Annotated in this window: 17 protein-coding genes; 4 read left to right on the top strand and 13 right to left on the bottom strand. The window is 35.8% G+C overall.

Annotated features, from left to right (window positions below):
* Window positions 1-57 precede the first annotated feature (57 nt).
* From tnpA (FHG64_RS06355) to tnpC (FHG64_RS06345), 3 genes are read left to right on the top strand one after another with little or no spacing between them, the layout of a single operon-like run.
* Window positions 58-342, top strand: coding sequence for an IS66 family insertion sequence element accessory protein TnpA (gene tnpA / locus FHG64_RS06355; RefSeq protein WP_139064652.1), 285 nt, complete (start codon window positions 58-60; stop codon window positions 340-342).
* A gap of 3 nt (window positions 343-345) precedes the next feature.
* Window positions 346-720: an IS66 family insertion sequence element accessory protein TnpB gene (tnpB, locus tag FHG64_RS06350; protein ID WP_139064653.1), complete on the top strand. Its 375-nt coding sequence runs from the start codon at window positions 346-348 to the stop codon at window positions 718-720.
* 38 nt (window positions 721-758) lie between these two features.
* Complete coding sequence (gene tnpC / locus FHG64_RS06345; protein WP_139064654.1) at window positions 759-2,387, top strand: IS66 family transposase; 1,629 nt, start codon at window positions 759-761, stop codon at window positions 2,385-2,387.
* A gap of 191 nt (window positions 2,388-2,578) precedes the next feature.
* Here tnpC (FHG64_RS06345) and FHG64_RS06340 read toward each other — a convergent pair whose 3' ends face one another.
* From FHG64_RS06340 to istA, 12 genes are all read right to left on the bottom strand, one after another.
* Window positions 2,579-3,196, bottom strand: coding sequence for an HNH endonuclease (locus FHG64_RS06340; RefSeq protein ID WP_139065633.1), 618 nt, complete (start codon window positions 3,194-3,196; stop codon window positions 2,579-2,581).
* 200 nt (window positions 3,197-3,396) lie between these two features.
* Window positions 3,397-5,025 (bottom strand): IS66 family transposase, encoded by a 1,629-nt coding sequence (tnpC, locus tag FHG64_RS06335; protein WP_139064654.1) that lies wholly within the window; start codon window positions 5,023-5,025, stop codon window positions 3,397-3,399.
* Window positions 5,026-5,063: 38 nt separating this feature from the next.
* Complete coding sequence (locus FHG64_RS19875; RefSeq protein WP_317133590.1) at window positions 5,064-5,198, bottom strand: hypothetical protein; 135 nt, start codon at window positions 5,196-5,198, stop codon at window positions 5,064-5,066.
* A gap of 44 nt (window positions 5,199-5,242) precedes the next feature.
* The gene (gene tnpB, locus FHG64_RS19560) at window positions 5,243-5,437 is read right to left on the bottom strand and encodes an IS66 family insertion sequence element accessory protein TnpB (protein WP_246054314.1); all 195 of its coding nucleotides are present in this window, start codon (window positions 5,435-5,437) and stop codon (window positions 5,243-5,245) included.
* A 3-nt stretch (window positions 5,438-5,440) separates the two neighbouring features.
* A complete protein-coding gene (gene tnpA / locus FHG64_RS06325; protein WP_139065632.1) occupies window positions 5,441-5,707 on the bottom strand; it encodes an IS66 family insertion sequence element accessory protein TnpA in 267 nt (88 codons plus the stop codon).
* Complete coding sequence (locus FHG64_RS06320; RefSeq protein ID WP_139065631.1) at window positions 5,695-7,080, bottom strand: AAA family ATPase; 1,386 nt, start codon at window positions 7,078-7,080, stop codon at window positions 5,695-5,697. Before FHG64_RS06320 ends, tnpA (FHG64_RS06325) begins: the two co-directional genes overlap by 13 nt.
* A gap of 145 nt (window positions 7,081-7,225) precedes the next feature.
* Window positions 7,226-8,722: a P-loop NTPase fold protein gene (locus tag FHG64_RS06315; RefSeq protein ID WP_139065630.1), complete on the bottom strand. Its 1,497-nt coding sequence runs from the start codon at window positions 8,720-8,722 to the stop codon at window positions 7,226-7,228.
* Window positions 8,723-8,867: 145 nt separating this feature from the next.
* On the bottom strand, window positions 8,868-9,281 hold the full coding sequence (locus FHG64_RS06310) for a hypothetical protein (protein WP_139065629.1): 414 nt from the start codon (window positions 9,279-9,281) through the stop codon (window positions 8,868-8,870).
* A 151-nt stretch (window positions 9,282-9,432) separates the two neighbouring features.
* On the bottom strand, window positions 9,433-11,163 hold the full coding sequence (locus tag FHG64_RS06305) for an ATP-dependent nuclease (RefSeq protein ID WP_139065628.1): 1,731 nt from the start codon (window positions 11,161-11,163) through the stop codon (window positions 9,433-9,435).
* A 313-nt stretch (window positions 11,164-11,476) separates the two neighbouring features.
* Window positions 11,477-12,025 carry a hypothetical protein gene (locus FHG64_RS06300; RefSeq protein ID WP_139065627.1) on the bottom strand — a complete coding sequence of 183 codons (549 nt, stop codon included), beginning with the start codon at window positions 12,023-12,025 and terminating at the stop codon, window positions 11,477-11,479.
* Between the two features lie 567 nt (window positions 12,026-12,592).
* Window positions 12,593-13,330: an IS21-like element helper ATPase IstB gene (gene istB / locus FHG64_RS06295; RefSeq protein ID WP_139064981.1), complete on the bottom strand. Its 738-nt coding sequence runs from the start codon at window positions 13,328-13,330 to the stop codon at window positions 12,593-12,595.
* A gap of 20 nt (window positions 13,331-13,350) precedes the next feature.
* Window positions 13,351-14,883: an IS21 family transposase gene (gene istA / locus FHG64_RS06290; RefSeq protein ID WP_218937560.1), complete on the bottom strand. Its 1,533-nt coding sequence runs from the start codon at window positions 14,881-14,883 to the stop codon at window positions 13,351-13,353.
* A gap of 241 nt (window positions 14,884-15,124) precedes the next feature.
* Here istA and FHG64_RS19975 point away from each other — a divergent pair, with 241 nt between their 5' ends.
* Window positions 15,125-15,331 carry a DUF3892 domain-containing protein gene (locus FHG64_RS19975; protein WP_139067905.1) on the top strand — a complete coding sequence of 69 codons (207 nt, stop codon included), beginning with the start codon at window positions 15,125-15,127 and terminating at the stop codon, window positions 15,329-15,331.
* A 340-nt stretch (window positions 15,332-15,671) separates the two neighbouring features.
* Here the strand turns inward: FHG64_RS19975 and FHG64_RS06280 are convergent, their stop codons facing one another.
* Window positions 15,672-16,286: a hypothetical protein gene (locus FHG64_RS06280; protein ID WP_139065626.1), complete on the bottom strand. Its 615-nt coding sequence runs from the start codon at window positions 16,284-16,286 to the stop codon at window positions 15,672-15,674.

Raw genomic sequence — 16,286 nt, 5'->3', positions numbered from 1 at the left:
GGCCAAGTACATCTGGTGTAAACTTAAGATAAATTCTAGCTTGCCTCCAAAAAAGAGATGGATAAGCAAGCCTATATGTTTGAGTTAATTCAGGAATGGGAAGTTAGTGGTTTAAGTAAAAAGGATTTTTGTCAAAAGCATGGGATCATTCGGAGTAATTTTTATTACTGGATCAAAAAATGGAAGAACAGCAAATCGGAAGCTCCGGAAGGATTTTTAGAGATCACTCCAGGTAAAACGGATTCCTTCCACGCTCAATATCGACTGAAATATCCTAATGGAGTACAGCTAGAAGTCTCCGGGATTGGTTTAAACCAATTAGCGGCTCTTGTAAACCTGTAATCCATGTTTAGTTTAAGTTCCTCCAATCGGTACTACCTCTTTAGCCAGCCTTGCGATATGAGAAAGGGTTTTCAGGGCCTATCGGGACTGGTCACCGCCAAGATGGGAAAGAATCCCATCAGTGGCGATGTTTTTATATTCATCAACCGCAGGGCTACCCATATCAAACTCCTGCACTGGGAATTCGGGGGCTTTGTGATTTATTATAAACGTCTTGAGAAAGGAACGTTCTCGCTTCCCAAAGTGCTCCAGTCAGGAAGTGTTAGTTGGAGTCAGCTGGTGCTGATGATCGAGGGGATCAAGGCAGAAAAGCTGCGTCACCTTAACCGGTACAATCCTCCTGAACCCCCTGATTTTACTGATAAAAACACAAAATAATTGTTGTAAAAAAGCAGGGAAATCTGTACTTTTATGCTATGGAAAAATCCCTGGAAACCCTTTCAAAACAACAGTTGTTGGCCCTTTTAGAAGAGCAATCAGCGCAGGCGACATTCCATAAAAAAGAGCTTCAAAAATCTCAGCAAGAATTAAAACAAAAGACTAAGGAATTAAAGCAAAAAGACAAGGAACTTGCCCGGGCTGATGAGCATCTTCGCAGCTATTTGAGTAAGTCCGGAGTTCTAGAGGAAAAAGTGGCCTACCTGGAGAGCCAGCTGGAGATGTTCCGAAGGATGCAGTTCGGTCAGAAACGCGAGCGTTTTGAAGATAAGGAACAGTTGGCTTTGCCTTTTGAGGTTACTGCCCAGGAGCTTGAAAAACGAGAAGAAGCCTTTACAGAAAAGATTACCTACCAGCGTAAGAAGAAAAATGCCACTCATAAAGGGCGTCAGCCGCTTCCGGATCATCTTCCGGTAGAGGAAGTGAAGATCTATCCTAAGGGAGATATCTCTCAGATGAAGTGTATCGGTCAGGAAGAGACCGATGAATTGGAATACGAGCCTGCACGATTTTTTATTCGCAGATATATCCGGTATAAATACGCTCACAAATCCGGAGAAGGGGTGATCATCGGAGAACTTCCTGAGCGGGTGATCGATAAGGGTATTCCAGGATCCGGACTGGTAACTTCTCTATTAGTTGATAAATACTGTGACCATATGCCGCTTCACCGTCAGCTCGAACGTTTTAAAAGAGAAAAGGTCCCCATCCCTCCCTCTACTATGAATGGCTGGTGTGCCAGAGGGATCGATCGGATTGTTCCGCTCTTTGAAGAACTCATAGCCGATGTAAAATCTCAAGGCTACTTGCAGGTTGATGAAACAACAATAAAGGTGCAGGATGAGGGGAAAAAAGGAAAAACTCATCTGGGATATTATTGGGTATATCACAGTCCCATCGATGGAAATGTAGTCTTTGACTACCAGCCTGGCCGTGGGCAAAAGGCACCCGAAGCCATGCTTAAAGATTTTAAAGGCTACCTTCAGACAGACGGCTATGCGGTCTATGATCATTATGCTAAAAAAGAAGAGGTCACCCATTTAGGATGCTGGGCCCATGCCCGTCGTTATTATGAAAAATCGCTGGATAATGACCCGGAAAGGGCAACCCGTGCCTTAAAGGAGATCCAAAAAATATACGCTATTGAAAGAAAAATCAAAGAGGCAAATCTTAGTCCAGAGCAAATTAAAGAGGTGCGCCTTAAAGAAGCATTACCAGTAATTAATGAACTGGGGAAATGGATGACTCAGCAGCTTAAGTTTACCTTGCCCAAAAGTCTGATAGGAAAAGCACTTGCCTATAGTGTATCTAGGTGGGATGCGCTGTGTGCTTACCTGTATGACGGAAATTTATTTATAGATAATAATCAAATTGAAGGAAAAATTCGTCCGGTTGCTGTGGGAAGAAAAAATTACTTATTTGCAGGATCTCATAAAGCTGCTCAGAGAGCTGCGGCAATCTATTCCTTCTTTGCTATTTGTAAAAAGCACCAGGTGAATCCCTATGAGTGGTTAAAATATACCTTGGAAAATATCATGACCATCAAATACAAGGATATTAAGAATCTCTACCCCCAGAATTACAAAAAATTACAGCTGGGTAAATAAGCAAAAACTACTTACAAAATTATACTCTATTTACCGCGGCGTATTTAGCCGACTGCATACGTTCAGTTTACAACATTTTTCGAAATTGTCTTCTTAAATTTTATAAGATTTAAAAACGGTTCAGGTCCAAAGAACAATCATTTTAGCTAGGCCATATCGCCTAACCAATCTTCGTTATGAAGAAATAAGTTTTAGCGAATGGCATTAGTCAAAAGCTTAACTAATTCTTCTTTTTTTTCGTTAGACGCATTCTTTAAATCAATGACTAATGACTCTAAAGTTGACGTTTCTAATCCTTTAGTAGCCTTTATTTTTTCTTCTACTGTGCTTAAACGAAATAATTCACAGTAAGTAATAGTTTCACTTCCTTTCGCAGAATTAGCAGTAAATACACAACCATTTACGATATTGATATGGTCTGAATAATTATCAAAATGGGCGTGGACGATTTTATAATTATTAGAGTTTTTGGAATATTTAACGGTAATTGTATTCAAGACAGGTTTAACACTTTTTTTGGTATTACAGCCGGGACAGCTTAATGCCAAATTTAATGGTTCAAATGTGAATCTTTCGTGTCTTGATTTAGGAACAATATGTTCAATATCAACTTGTTTAATGTCGAATCCTAAGTCATATTTACAATAACAACATTTGTTTTTCTGTTGAATTCTCAAATAATCAATTAACTTCTCTTTTAAGTTATTAAATATTCCTTTAGGCCAGTCATTATGATTTCCGAAATTATCTTTTATAACTTGTTTTTCGGCAATTGTCCAGACATATGGTTTTGAAATTATATCGCTCATATTACTCAGCGTCAAGTATTGCTTTGAGGACAGGTTTAATTGGATCGTTATCCAAAATGAATGGATAAAATTTAATTAGGTTCTTTTGAATCAATTTAAGATTGCTATGAGAACGGTTATTATCAGCTAGCAACCTCAATGTATGCAGTCGGCTAAATACGCCGCGGTAAATAGAGTATAATTTTGTAAGTAGTTTTTGCTTATTTACCCAGCTGTAATTTTTTGTAATTCTGGGGGTAGAGATTCTTAATATCCTTGTATTTGATGGTCATGATATTTTCCAAGGTATATTTTAACCACTCATAGGGATTCACCTGGTGCTTTTTACAAATAGCAAAGAAGGAATAGATTGCCGCAGCTCTCTGAGCAGCTTTATGAGATCCTGCAAATAAGTAATTTTTTCTTCCCACAGCAACCGGACGAATTTTTCCTTCAATTTGATTATTATCTATAAATAAATTTCCGTCATACAGGTAAGCACACAGCGCATCCCACCTAGATACACTATAGGCAAGTGCTTTTCCTATCAGACTTTTGGGCAAGGTAAACTTAAGCTGCTGAGTCATCCATTTCCCCAGTTCATTAATTACTGGTAATGCTTCTTTAAGGCGCACCTCTTTAATTTGCTCTGGACTAAGATTTGCCTCTTTGATTTTTCTTTCAATAGCGTATATTTTTTGGATCTCCTTTAAGGCACGGGTTGCCCTTTCCGGGTCATTATCCAGCGATTTTTCATAATAACGACGGGCATGGGCCCAGCATCCTAAATGGGTGACCTCTTCTTTTTTAGCATAATGATCATAGACCGCATAGCCGTCTGTCTGAAGGTAGCCTTTAAAATCTTTAAGCATGGCTTCGGGTGCCTTTTGCCCACGGCCAGGCTGGTAGTCAAAGACTACATTTCCATCGATGGGACTGTGATATACCCAATAATATCCCAGATGAGTTTTTCCTTTTTTCCCCTCATCCTGCACCTTTATTGTTGTTTCATCAACCTGCAAGTAGCCTTGAGATTTTACATCGGCTATGAGTTCTTCAAAGAGCGGAACAATCCGATCGATCCCTCTGGCACACCAGCCATTCATAGTAGAGGGAGGGATGGGGACCTTTTCTCTTTTAAAACGTTCGAGCTGACGGTGAAGCGGCATATGGTCACAGTATTTATCAACTAATAGAGAAGTTACCAGTCCGGATCCTGGAATACCCTTATCGATCACCCGCTCAGGAAGTTCTCCGATGATCACCCCTTCTCCGGATTTGTGAGCGTATTTATACCGGATATATCTGCGAATAAAAAATCGTGCAGGCTCGTATTCCAATTCATCGGTCTCTTCCTGACCGATACACTTCATCTGAGAGATATCTCCCTTAGGATAGATCTTCACTTCCTCTACCGGAAGATGATCCGGAAGCGGCTGACGCCCTTTATGAGTGGCATTTTTCTTCTTACGCTGGTAGGTAATCTTTTCTGTAAAGGCTTCTTCTCGTTTTTCAAGCTCCTGGGCAGTAACCTCAAAAGGCAAAGCCAACTGTTCCTTATCTTCAAAACGCTCGCGTTTCTGACCGAACTGCATCCTTCGGAACATCTCCAGCTGGCTCTCCAGGTAGGCCACTTTTTCCTCTAGAACTCCGGACTTACTCAAATAGCTGCGAAGATGCTCATCAGCCCGGGCAAGTTCCTTGTCTTTTTGCTTTAATTCCTTAGTCTTTTGTTTTAATTCTTGCTGAGATTTTTGAAGCTCTTTTTTATGGAATGTCGCCTGCGCTGATTGCTCTTCTAAAAGGGCCAACAACTGTTGTTTTGAAAGGGTTTCCAGGGATTTTTCCATAGCATAAAAGTACAGATTTCCCTGCTTTTTTACAACAATTATTTTGTGTTTTTATCAGTAAAATCAGGGGGTTCAGGAGGATTGTACCGGTTAAGGTGACGCAGCTTTTCTGCCTTGATCCCCTCGATCATCAGCACCAGCTGACTCCAACTAACACTTCCTGACTGGAGCACTTTGGGAAGCGAGAACGTTCCTTTCTCAAGACGTTTATAATAAATCACAAAGCCCCGAATTCCCAGTGCAGGAGTTTGATATGGGTAGCCCTGCGGTTGATGAATATAAAAACATCGCCACTGATGGGATTCTTTCCCATCTTGGCGGTGACCAGTCCCGATAGGCCCTGAAAACCCTTTCTCATATCGCAAGGCTGGCTAAAGAGGTAGTACCGATTGGAGGAACTTAAACTAAACATGGATTACAGGTTTACAAGAGCCGCTAATTGGTTTAAACCAATCCCGGAGACTTCTAGCTGTACTCCATTAGGATATTTCAGTCGATATTGAGCGTGGAAGGAATCCGTTTTACCTGGAGTGATCTCTAAAAATCCTTCCGGAGCTTCCGATTTGCTGTTCTTCCATTTTTTGATCCAGTAATAAAAATTACTCCGAATGATCCCATGCTTTTGACAAAAATCCTTTTTACTTAAACCACTAACTTCCCATTCCTGAATTAACTCAAACATATAGGCTTGCTTATCCATCTCTTTTTTGGAGGCAAGCTAGAATTTATCTTAAGTTTACACCAGATGTACTTGGCCAACCGGATACACCTCAATGCCTTTGTTACATTGTCGTATAAGTCAAAATTTCTTGTAGATGGCATTTCAAAAACGTTAAGCAAAATATCTTCGGCGGCCCAACCGTATGTAGAATTAGTAATAGCCTCTGATTTTATAAAGCCTTTCTTATTTTTTAAGGTTATGACACTAGAATTATTAGGATTCAAATCTGAAGCTATAAATGGCGAGTGGGACGCAATAATTACGTGACATCCTGAAACATTTTCTAAAATCTTATTAAGTAAATCAATGTATTTAGATTGCCAGAGTGGATGTAAACTAATCTCTGGCTCATCTATTAAAATTAAACTATCATTTTTGAGAAGTGGAATTAATGAAAGTAATGTTGAAAGAATGCTAGCTTCACCAGAACTCGCATCTGAAAAATTAAAGGGCATTCCTCCTTTTTTAAAAACTTGAATTTCCAGATTTTTAATTATGTCTAATTTCCTTAGAATATTTATAACCTCGTATTCATAAACATTTTCGCTATATAAAGAGTTGTCATCGCGAATTCGTCCGATATTTTTCGCTGAAAAATTTATAGTTATTTCATTTTCATTTTCTCCTAAGCGGAAATTTGTTCTATCAAGTATAAATTCACAGATCTCTTCCGCTCTTTCTTTTACTAAATGAATTAACTTCTCATTTCGATAGGTAAATCTGTTTTCGATATCATTCTTATTTTCAACAAGCTTAATTAAACTGCTTGGATTAATAGTCTTTAAATTCCTTAATGTTGAGTTTCTGAATCTGTAGTTAATTTTTATTATAGGTTCATAGTCTAAATAGTCAAAAATATGTCTATAATTACGGGAAACATCGTATTCGGAATAACTCTCAAAAACAATTTCGAGAGCTCTATTCATTAATGCTTTATTGGAAAAGCTATTGAACCTATTTCTTGTACCTAAGTAATTATATTTAAAATTACGATGCAAATGCTCATTTAGGTCAAGTCTTGATGGTCTAAAACTACTATCTATTGGAAATTTATCCGAAATACTATTAGTAATTGTAATAACTTTTGAAGGAAGAATATTGAACTTAAAATGGGATTCGGTAAAAAGACTTCGTTGCCTACCTTCATTAAATTTTTCTTTGAAAAAACGGGCTATCTCACTTAAGATTCTGCTCTTACCTGTACCATTATTTCCAACAATTAAAGTGAAGTAGTTGTCATAAGATAATGAAGAGAATTTATTAATTAGATCAACTCTGTCAGTATTAATATTTTTATTATTTATCTCTAAACTGTATAATTTGAATCCACTCATTTTATAGTTTTACATTTTTTTTGCCTTACATTCAGTATTTAAATTTGCGGGCTGATAAGTTGAATTACAATAATGTAAGGTAGCCAAACACATTTGGAAACAGGTTTAAGAAAGGTATTTTCTAATGTTGAACCATTATGTGTTTTTATTCAATTTGTTTAGGTATGCGTTCATAAACTAATAGTGCTTTTTTCAAGATTTGAAAATATTTTATTCTGTAATTTAGAATACTACGTAATTCTAAAAACGGGGAATCCGGTGAGGCTTCACCAATTTGTTGAGCTTTACCTACTATTCCATAATCCGTAGGATTAATTTCATAATTTATTTTTACTCCTATTTCCAAATCATAAAATTTCTGAGTATCTGACTGTGGTTTTAAATTTGTTTTATTGTACTCCAAAAGCATTATTAAATTTCCTAATCTTTGATTCCAATAATCATTATAGGTTGACATCTCTATGATTGGAAATTTTTTTATTGTTTTTTCCACAGCAAATTTGAAGTTTTCCAGACCACCAAATAACTTTATTAGAATTTCGAATACTAAAAAAATAGGTGTATCCTTGGTGTAAATTTTATGAGACGAACCTGTTTTTATAACATATCCATTGGGGCGATAATCTATTTTTAAAAAGTTAACTAAGGACCTCATACTTAAAGTGTTTGAATTAATAAAATAACCCAGTAAGAATGATAATTCTTTAGTGTAATAATTACTGCTATTATTAATTATATGGGCTACAATGCTCTTGTCGTTGGAATTTATACTTCTAAAAAACTTCTCAAGGCTGGAAATTAAAATATTGGAAAAATTGTACTCAAAGATTTCTAAAGAATAGAACTTATCAATGTACCCAGAAAAGTCAATATCTGTTCCGTATTGATTGTGAAAAATTCCTCTAATGTTATCAATATCACATATTAAAATAACCTTGTCAAAACCAAATTTATTTTCACCATTTAATTCGTAGTAGTCAAAATGCGCTGAGAAGATATTTAAAATTCTAAAAATATGCTCAGGATCTATTCTGTCTAAGTCATCAATTACTAGGACAGTCTTTTTTTCTGAAAAATTTTCCTTTAAAGTCTGAAGAAGTATGTTGATCAATTCGGTTATTGAATTTTCTTCCCGAAATGTTCCCTTCTTAAGTTTAAATTCTTTGAGAAAATCTATTAAATCTTTTTCCTCATCAATCTCGTTTTGTTCTTTAAAACCTTGAATTTTATCTTTTAAATTTAAAATTGGTCTAACAATTGAGTTAAGTCTGTGATCAAGTTTTGAAAGATTATTTGCTAAGGATTCGATGATATCCTCAAAATTTTGCCGTACAAAAAATTCTGTGGCTAAAAGTTTGTTGATTTCAATTTTCTCAAAGTTGGGATTTTCTTTGAACAACTGATATCCAATATCGAATTTGATTAATTCAAAAATATCCTCATTTTGGGAGACAGAATAATTAACAGGATTTAATTTTATTACAATGAATTCATTGCTATTAGCCTTAAAAAAATTATCTATAAAGTAAGTTTTTCCAATCCCAAAAATTCCAGATAGAATTATTCTATTGTTGTTTTCTAAAATTAAATGTTCTTTAAATCTTTTCGATTCTTCTTTTATTGATAAATCTTTAAATTCCATAGTTTTTAGTAGTTGATTCTATCTTTAAAATTCCTCCCGCCTAATAGGAGATCAGTGGTTTAGCACTTAACTTTGCAATTATATTTACCGTATGAGCTCGAAAAAGAATTTCTTTATTAGGAACCATTGTTGCAATTAGCGCTTTTTAGATTCTGTTAAATAATGCTTGAGCATCCTTCTGGTTTGCTGTTAATTGATTATTTGATCCAGTAGCATAGGTTTTAACTACATATTCATTCGTATAACTTGGGAAATTTTTTGTTGCAGCTATAGTTCCATGTGGTTTTCGATCAGCAGTCCTACATGCACATATACAAACATCACATTTTTCCTTAACTAAATCAGACAGCCTATCATTCACCAAATCATAAGTATCACCTGAACTTGTGATTCCGACCTTTTTATTTCCATCATCAAATATATCAAGAAAATCTCCCCCGTAACTTTTCTTCTTATTTGGAACTTGCTTATATCCGTTTGAGATAAGAATATTTGGTAATTTAGTTATGGTGGTTGTTTTTCCAGAACCTCCTCGTCCTTGTAATGCAATTATTTTCATATATTTTATTATTTAGTTTTCTTGAGTTTTGTTCAACGTCATGTAGATAACTGGGCGAGCTTAAACGAAGTACAATCAGGTGTCGCAAGCGACCTCGGGCTTTCGAATTGATCCCCGTTTAAACAATGTTTGTATAGATTGGTATCCAGTACTACTCCTCAAATCTGATTTTAAGTTCATCAATTTTATTCCAATTTATTGCGTTATTGGGCAAATCCGTGGTTAAATCACAAAGGTTTGATAGTAATGTTTCAACACTTTTAAGAACATCGGGATTATCCTTAATCATACTAATCGCGGTATAAGGTTTTTCACTTTTCAATTCATCATTATAATATGCTCCTTCGAAATGTGGTATTGAAGAAACTAATTTAATTCTACCATTTCCCTTACTTGTCTCCTCCAATATTTTTGTATTATTCGTCCAAGCGGGATTAACTATGGATTTACCCTTTCTCATACAAGTAGGTGTGTCACTATCGTGAAGCACAGAATAGTTTGCGCCAAATTGATTCAAGATTTTGCATAATGAAACAATGGTAGCTTTACCTCTAGCTCTTATTATGTGGACGTCTTGGAATTTCTCTTTATCTTTCGCTATAATATGTCTGAAAGCACTATATTCTGTATCTCCTTCTACGATTATAATTTTACCCCCAAAAAAGAATTCTCCAACATACGGGTCATAAACATTAAGGAGTTTTAAATTTACTTTGTCATCTTCTGTCAATTTTGCTCTATCCGGTCTAAAAATAGTTGTTCCGAAAACTTCGCCATCTAAATTTCTTTCAACTCTAATAATTGTAGTGTTATCTCTTGAAATATCAATGAATTGAGGCGAATGAGTTGTTACCATAACTTGCCAATTATCATTTTTTGGTAATGAATATAATAAATCGCAAGATTCTCTAATTGCATTCGGATGAAGACAAATTTCTGGTTCGTCCAATAATAATACGTTTGGTCTATTAATATCTGCTTTAGATTTTTTGTTTTCAGCAACTATTCTTAGAGCCGTCCAAAGCAATGTTCTTCTTGCTCCGCTACCTTGTCTTTCAATTGGGGATTTGAAACCGTTAGTTGGACCGATTAAAAGTTGGGGGTTAGCTTTAAAAAAATTAATCGTACTTTCAATATTTTCTTCTGGTTTAGCATCGAACTCGACTTCATAATTTGGAAAAACTTTACCTACGTATTTTGATAATTCTTCTTGAATTTTGTTTATCTGTTCTTGTGATTGTTCTACGATGTTTTTCTGTAAATCTTTTACAGTATCGAGAAGAGTCCTAAATGTTGATTTTTCATCATCATCTTCTTTCATTGTTGTAACTCGCTCATTTAGTATAGAAACCAAGATACTAATTACCTGTTTGGTTTGTTCTTCTGGTGATGCAAATGCCTCCACGATGTGAGGTTTAGGTCTTCTTGAGTTTGCAACATTTGGTGCGCCCCAGGGCACTTTTATTTTATCGGCCGCATCTGCCCAGTCATTTTTGGCAACATCAAAACCGTAGCGTGTAGGTTTTCCAATATTATTCCAAGTCCATTTTTCTTTAATTAGTTTTTCCCTGTCCTCAGTTTCGAAAATCCATTTTTCTCCAGGACTTTTATCATAAACGATTGTATGAAGCTCAATTTCAGGATATTTGTCTTCAACAATTTTGTGGTTTGGAAAGTCTTCTATACTTAATTCACATTGTTTCGAGCCCTCGCTCATCACAAGTTCATATGCTTTTAGAATACTACTTTTACCTGCATTGTTGGCTCCAACTAAAACTACAATATCGTCTAACTCAATTTCGACTGGATTTTCACCAATACTCCTAAAATTCTTAATAATTAACTTATGTAATCTTGGATGTTTAATTTGTTCTTCGCTCATTTTTTATTATGACTAAGGTCAATTTTAGTTATTATTTGTTCAAATAGTTTTAGTTATCGGCTCTTACCAACTTTACGGTTAAATTTTGGAAAAACTCTAGATATTGTACGTAAGTCTAAAAAATGATTGGAGCTTCTTCATATAGGGAATTTCCTATAAGTCTTCTAAAAATAACAGTGTGAGTTGGTTTATTTGATTGCGTGCAGGACAAGCAGGCGTTGCAAAAGAATATAGACATTCGTATTGTAAACCCTAAGAAAATTACAGTTTCTTGTTCTACTTTTTAAAATTGAGGGATTCTTGATTGTAATTCTTACAATTTCAACTCTTCAATTTTATTTTTAGCCTCTATGAAATTCGATTCAATTTTGTCCAAATCATTAATAAATAAAGTAGTATCTGAACCGTACTTTTCTAATTTCATATACCACGTAGTTTTACCTTTCCTAACAAAATAACCCAATTGGAACCCATCTTCTGTAATAAATTTATTTTCTAGATAATCTGGATTTTTATTATTATCTGTGTCAACTTCAGACTTTAAACTGTGAAATGCTTTTATTACCTCTATTAAATCTGAATATTCAATTGAGGCGGTGGAATTACTATATTTTCCAGGTTTTTCAATTTGGTAAAAATATCTTTCATTATCTCCACTACTTATTTTTCTTACTCTAGTCTCGGCAACCGTATAGGAAGATTTTAAATTACTCAAATTAGTATCAGTAAATTTTGTTATAACGCCTGTCTTTGATGCAAATGTTTCCATTTTGGTTTTTGCATTTTCAGATTCTTTTTTAATGTCTTGCGAAAAACTATATGTTGTGATTAATAAAACGGAAATAAGTAGTATTTTTTTCATGTAAGTAGTTATTAGATATTTATTTCTTAGTAATTAAAATTTCAAATGGGCAATAATAGATAAAAAGCCTCCTTTTACTTTCTTCGTAGTTCTTCTTTACCATCAACCTACTATGTTTTTTAACTAATCCCCAGGCTTATGCTTGTGAGGCTTAAGTTTTGGATGTTTTGGTTTAGTTTCTGGATTAACTCGTCTTCTTCTATCTGGAGTTCCATCATCTTTTTTCGGTTTTGGTCCGGGTTTGATAGCTTTTAGGGTGTTCATATTTTTCAATAGTTGGTTAAGGTTAATTAAAAAATATATCGAATAAATTTTTGTATTCTTTTATAAGACTCAATGCTATTTTCTGGTCCTAAGGTATGGAAGATGATTTAATAACTTTTACGGTTTCCCGTAATGGAAGATCATGTAATAATTTATTCCTGCATTTTGCGTGTGCATGAATAAAAATCTTCTTCCATATTTCTTTTTTTATTAACTTGTGGCTATTTCGGAGTGACCGTGCCACTGATTTCGGTTCAAACAGTGCCACTTTGAAAGATACTGCAATTATATAAAAAATTAATGTTACTCGTTTTTTAAAACTCCTTTTCTTAATGATTCTCCTTTGAGATCTATCCTGTGAGATGAGTTTACAATTCTGTCCAGGATCGCATCAGCAATAGTTCCTTCTCCAATAATATCGTACCATGCAGATACCGGTATTTGAGAGGATAGTATAGTAGATGTTTTATTGTAGCGGTCATCTATAATATCCATTAAGGTCTCTCTTGCGTGATTATCGAAGGCCTGAAGTCCAAAGTCATCAAGGATGAGTAGATCTGCTTTAAGGAGTTTATTGAGTTCTTTAAGATAGGTTCCATCAACTTTACAAAGTTTAAATTTTTTAAAAAGGCGGGCTGTATTTGAGTATACAGTTTTATACCCCATAAGGCAAGCCTGGTGGCCTAAAGCCTGGGCTAAATAGCTTTTACCAACACCGGAGGCACCGGTGAGAATCACATTTTCTCTTCTGCTTATAAAGTCCAAGGATCCCAGGCGTACAAACATATTCTTATCCAGATTACGACTGGAGGTGTAGTTCACTTCAGCAAGACTTGCTTTCTGCCTGAAGTTTGCTTGTTTAAAAAGACGGTCAATCTTTCGGTTCTCGCGATCCTCCCATTCGTGGTCTGCCAGTAGTGCCAGGTATTCATCGGCAGTAATATCGTTTAGTTGATTGTTGTTCACGTACTGATGATGTAGCTGGGCCATAGCACCCAATCGCATTTGTTTTAATTTTTCAATAGTTTGATTGTTATTCATATTTCTGATTTAAATGAGTTTTACTTGTAAGCAGCAGCACCCCTAATGTTTTGATGGGATGGAATATGGGTCTTATCTTCTTCAAGGTCCTGGTAAAAGAGGGAGCTTTGGTCGAGGTTGTTTTCTAATATCTTTTTGATCCGCTTGTATGAAGCCGCATCTGCCTGCAAAGCTCTTTTACACGCATTGTCAAGCCTCTGGGAACTGTAGGACTTGTGAAGCATGATAAGCCCCATCACCCGTTTGTAACCTGTTTCAGGATAGTCACTGTCAGCAAGGATCTTTTCTACACAGCTCACTACGTTAGCCCCATGCGCAGCGGCTTTGTTTTTAAAGTATTCAGGACTCCAGGAGGTATATCCTTTATGGGTGCTACTTAAGTGTTCTGTATTTGTGGTGTAGGTTCCCTTAACAGGATTTCGCTGATGCAGGGCAATTCGAACGTGGTTATAATAAACCTCTACCACACTTTTTGTATAATGGATCAGAGTCTTTTTGCCGATGTATCGGTAAGGAACGCTATAATAACTTTTATCTGGAGAGAAGTATACATATCCCATCTTCTGAACCTTTGCACGTTTATAATCCTTGATCTCATAGGCAGATGTAGGCAAGGGTTTTAGGTATTCCCGCTCTATGGATTGAAAGAGTTCCCTGCGGCTGGCTTCCTTTCGCTGGAACAGTAAATTATTATAGGTAACAAGCAGGCGTTTTATCTCCCGGTTTAGATCTTTTAAGGAGAAGAAGGTCATCTCCCGCAAGGGATAATAAATCCGTTGATAGACCAGGTGGACTGCATTCTCCACCAGAGCTTTATCCTGTGGAGCATAGCTGCGGGTGGGATTGATCACACAGTTATAATGGCGGGCAAAGTCTTTAAAGCTTCGGTTGATCTCCGGCTCATATTTACTTGCCCTGGTCACTGCAGATTTTAAGTTATCTGATACAATGGCTTTAGGCACACCTCCATAAAAATGTAATGCATTACCGCAAGAAGTGATAAGATCCTCCCGTTTCTGGCTTTGACTAGCCTCTACGTAAGTATACTGGCTGTTAGGAAGGATAGCAATAAATACTTCTACGGGAATAAGTTCTCCAGTGTCTTTATCAACGATATGCAGTTTTTTGCCCGTATAATCAATGTACATCTCATTACCTGCTTCGTGCTCAAGTTTCATGGAACCTTTGACCTTAGCATATTTACGCCGGTAATGCTCCATAAACTGCGTGTAGCTATAAGGCTGGGAAGCATGTTGTGCATATTCCTGATAATGGTATAAAAACGTAAAACCAGGATGATTCCGGGCCTTATTGACCCCTTCAAAGTAGAGCATCAGTTCATCATGCCGCTCATTATCAATAGTGGTATGTGAAGGAAAAAGCGCATCCAGGCGTGCATTATCAAAGGATAGTAGTTCTTTAAAAGAATAGTCACTGGCCTTAAAAAGCTTCATGTAGCTGTTGACAGTGTTTCGGGAGATGCCCAGAGTAGCACCGATTTTACGGTTACTAAAACCATCCAGTTTTAAGGTAATAATTTGTTTTAAGTCCATCGGATCAAGGGTGTTGGCCAGATCTTATTACATTTTTTGCAACAAGATATTACTTGATCTTCCAAAGTGGCACAAAACGAACCGATACGACTGGCACAAAACGAACCGTTATGGTTCCTTGAATTCCGGAAGTGGCACAAATCAAACCGAAATGACTGGCACAATTTGAACCGTTATGATTTTCATTGCTGCCAAAAAGTGGCACAAATCAAACCGAAATGCCTGGCACTAACCGACCGAAATCACTGGCACAATTCGAACCGAAATAGCCACCCAGCAAGATGCACTAACCGGGATTGAAAAAGGGGAATGGGATTTTTTTGTAAAGCGAGGCTTGCTAACAGTTGACGTCATTGTGGCTAACAGTCGTTATGGTAATAAATATTTAAAGACGGTTAATGACGGGGAAGAACCTAATAATCTTTTGAGTTTACCTGAGTGCCCGTAAAATCCTTTTCTCTTAAAGAGATGTAACTTCAAAATTTTCCTATTTTTAAAACCTCTTTAACAAAACAAAAGTATGGTGACCCTACACGCCGGTGTCTTTTTAATCAATTCCACTCCTGCATGCGGATCGAACAGACACTAACTTCAGGGCATCCTCATATACTCAAAGAGCATACGTATGGAATAATGGTGAGATCTAAAATTGTTCGTATGAATTATAATTAATCTTCTCATCTACATTCTTTTCCTCATATAAGAATCTTTCTAGACTTATTCCAATTGAGCTTGCTATATAAGAAACTTCTAAGGAATGCGTTAATTAAATTAAATAGGAACAATTTTTATTTAGGAATTCTCGTGTAGTCCAGGATGAAATGTTTAAGGGTATTTATTCCAGGGTGGGAGGATTCATAAAAAAAATTAAACCACTGGTTTGATGTAATTTTCAAAATTTCAGTTTCTCTTTTATCTTTTTCTAAAAGATAATTAATTCCATTTACGGTCTTATCTGTTTTTCCTTCTAGTAAATAACCTACTAAACTTCCCTTTTCATATTTTTTTGAAACAAAATTATCAATTCCGGTGGTAATATATCTTCGTTTTAATTTTGAATCATTCTGTTTTAAATTTTTGGCCTCAAAGAAGTACTCGTATTCATAAGATTTCCTAAATGAGGTAAGCTTAAAATCTATTCGGGGGAATTTATCTGCAAAACCTTTTACTTTCGGAATATTTTTCGGAATAGTTCCTTCAACATTTATTGTAATTTCCCATTGGTATCTAAATGGATTGGCTTTTATATTCTTGTGTAATTCAGATGAAATATCATTTTCATTCCAATCTAGTTGAATTATTTTTTCAGTCAAAGTGGTATGATATGCCGCAGCCATTAATTGAAAACATTTTTGCTCAAAAGAGTTATGGAAATTTTCATAAATAGTTTGATTCAATACCAT

Source organism: Antarcticibacterium flavum (assembly GCF_006159205.1).
Taxonomy (GTDB): domain Bacteria; phylum Bacteroidota; class Bacteroidia; order Flavobacteriales; family Flavobacteriaceae; genus Gillisia; species Gillisia flava.
This window is presented reverse-complemented; position numbering and strand designations above follow the sequence as displayed.

Bases quoted from the DNA above. Each gene is read 5' to 3' on its own strand.
- tnpC (WP_139064654.1), top strand. From the start codon at position 759: ATGGAAAAATCCCTGGAAACCCTTTCAAAACAACAGTTGTTGGCCCTT.
- FHG64_RS06310 (WP_139065629.1), bottom strand. From the start codon at position 9,281: ATGAAAATAATTGCATTACAAGGACGAGGAGGTTCTGGAAAAACAACC.
- tnpA (WP_139064652.1), top strand. From the start codon at position 58: ATGGATAAGCAAGCCTATATGTTTGAGTTAATTCAGGAATGGGAAGTT.
- tnpB (WP_246054314.1), bottom strand. From the start codon at position 5,437: ATGTTTAGTTTAAGTTCCTCCAATCGGTACTACCTCTTTAGCCAGCCT.
- tnpC (WP_139064654.1), bottom strand. From the start codon at position 5,025: ATGGAAAAATCCCTGGAAACCCTTTCAAAACAACAGTTGTTGGCCCTT.
- FHG64_RS06280 (WP_139065626.1), bottom strand. From the start codon at position 16,286: ATGGTATTGAATCAAACTATTTATGAAAATTTCCATAACTCTTTTGAG.
- FHG64_RS06300 (WP_139065627.1), bottom strand. From the start codon at position 12,025: ATGAAAAAAATACTACTTATTTCCGTTTTATTAATCACAACATATAGT.
- istB (WP_139064981.1), bottom strand. From the start codon at position 13,330: ATGAATAACAATCAAACTATTGAAAAATTAAAACAAATGCGATTGGGT.
- istA (WP_218937560.1), bottom strand. From the start codon at position 14,883: ATGGACTTAAAACAAATTATTACCTTAAAACTGGATGGTTTTAGTAAC.
- FHG64_RS06315 (WP_139065630.1), bottom strand. From the start codon at position 8,722: ATGGAATTTAAAGATTTATCAATAAAAGAAGAATCGAAAAGATTTAAA.
- FHG64_RS06305 (WP_139065628.1), bottom strand. From the start codon at position 11,163: ATGAGCGAAGAACAAATTAAACATCCAAGATTACATAAGTTAATTATT.
- FHG64_RS06320 (WP_139065631.1), bottom strand. From the start codon at position 7,080: ATGAGTGGATTCAAATTATACAGTTTAGAGATAAATAATAAAAATATT.
- tnpA (WP_139065632.1), bottom strand. From the start codon at position 5,707: ATGTTTGAGTTAATTCAGGAATGGGAAGTTAGTGGTTTAAGTAAAAAG.
- tnpB (WP_139064653.1), top strand. From the start codon at position 346: ATGTTTAGTTTAAGTTCCTCCAATCGGTACTACCTCTTTAGCCAGCCT.
- FHG64_RS06340 (WP_139065633.1), bottom strand. From the start codon at position 3,196: ATGAGCGATATAATTTCAAAACCATATGTCTGGACAATTGCCGAAAAA.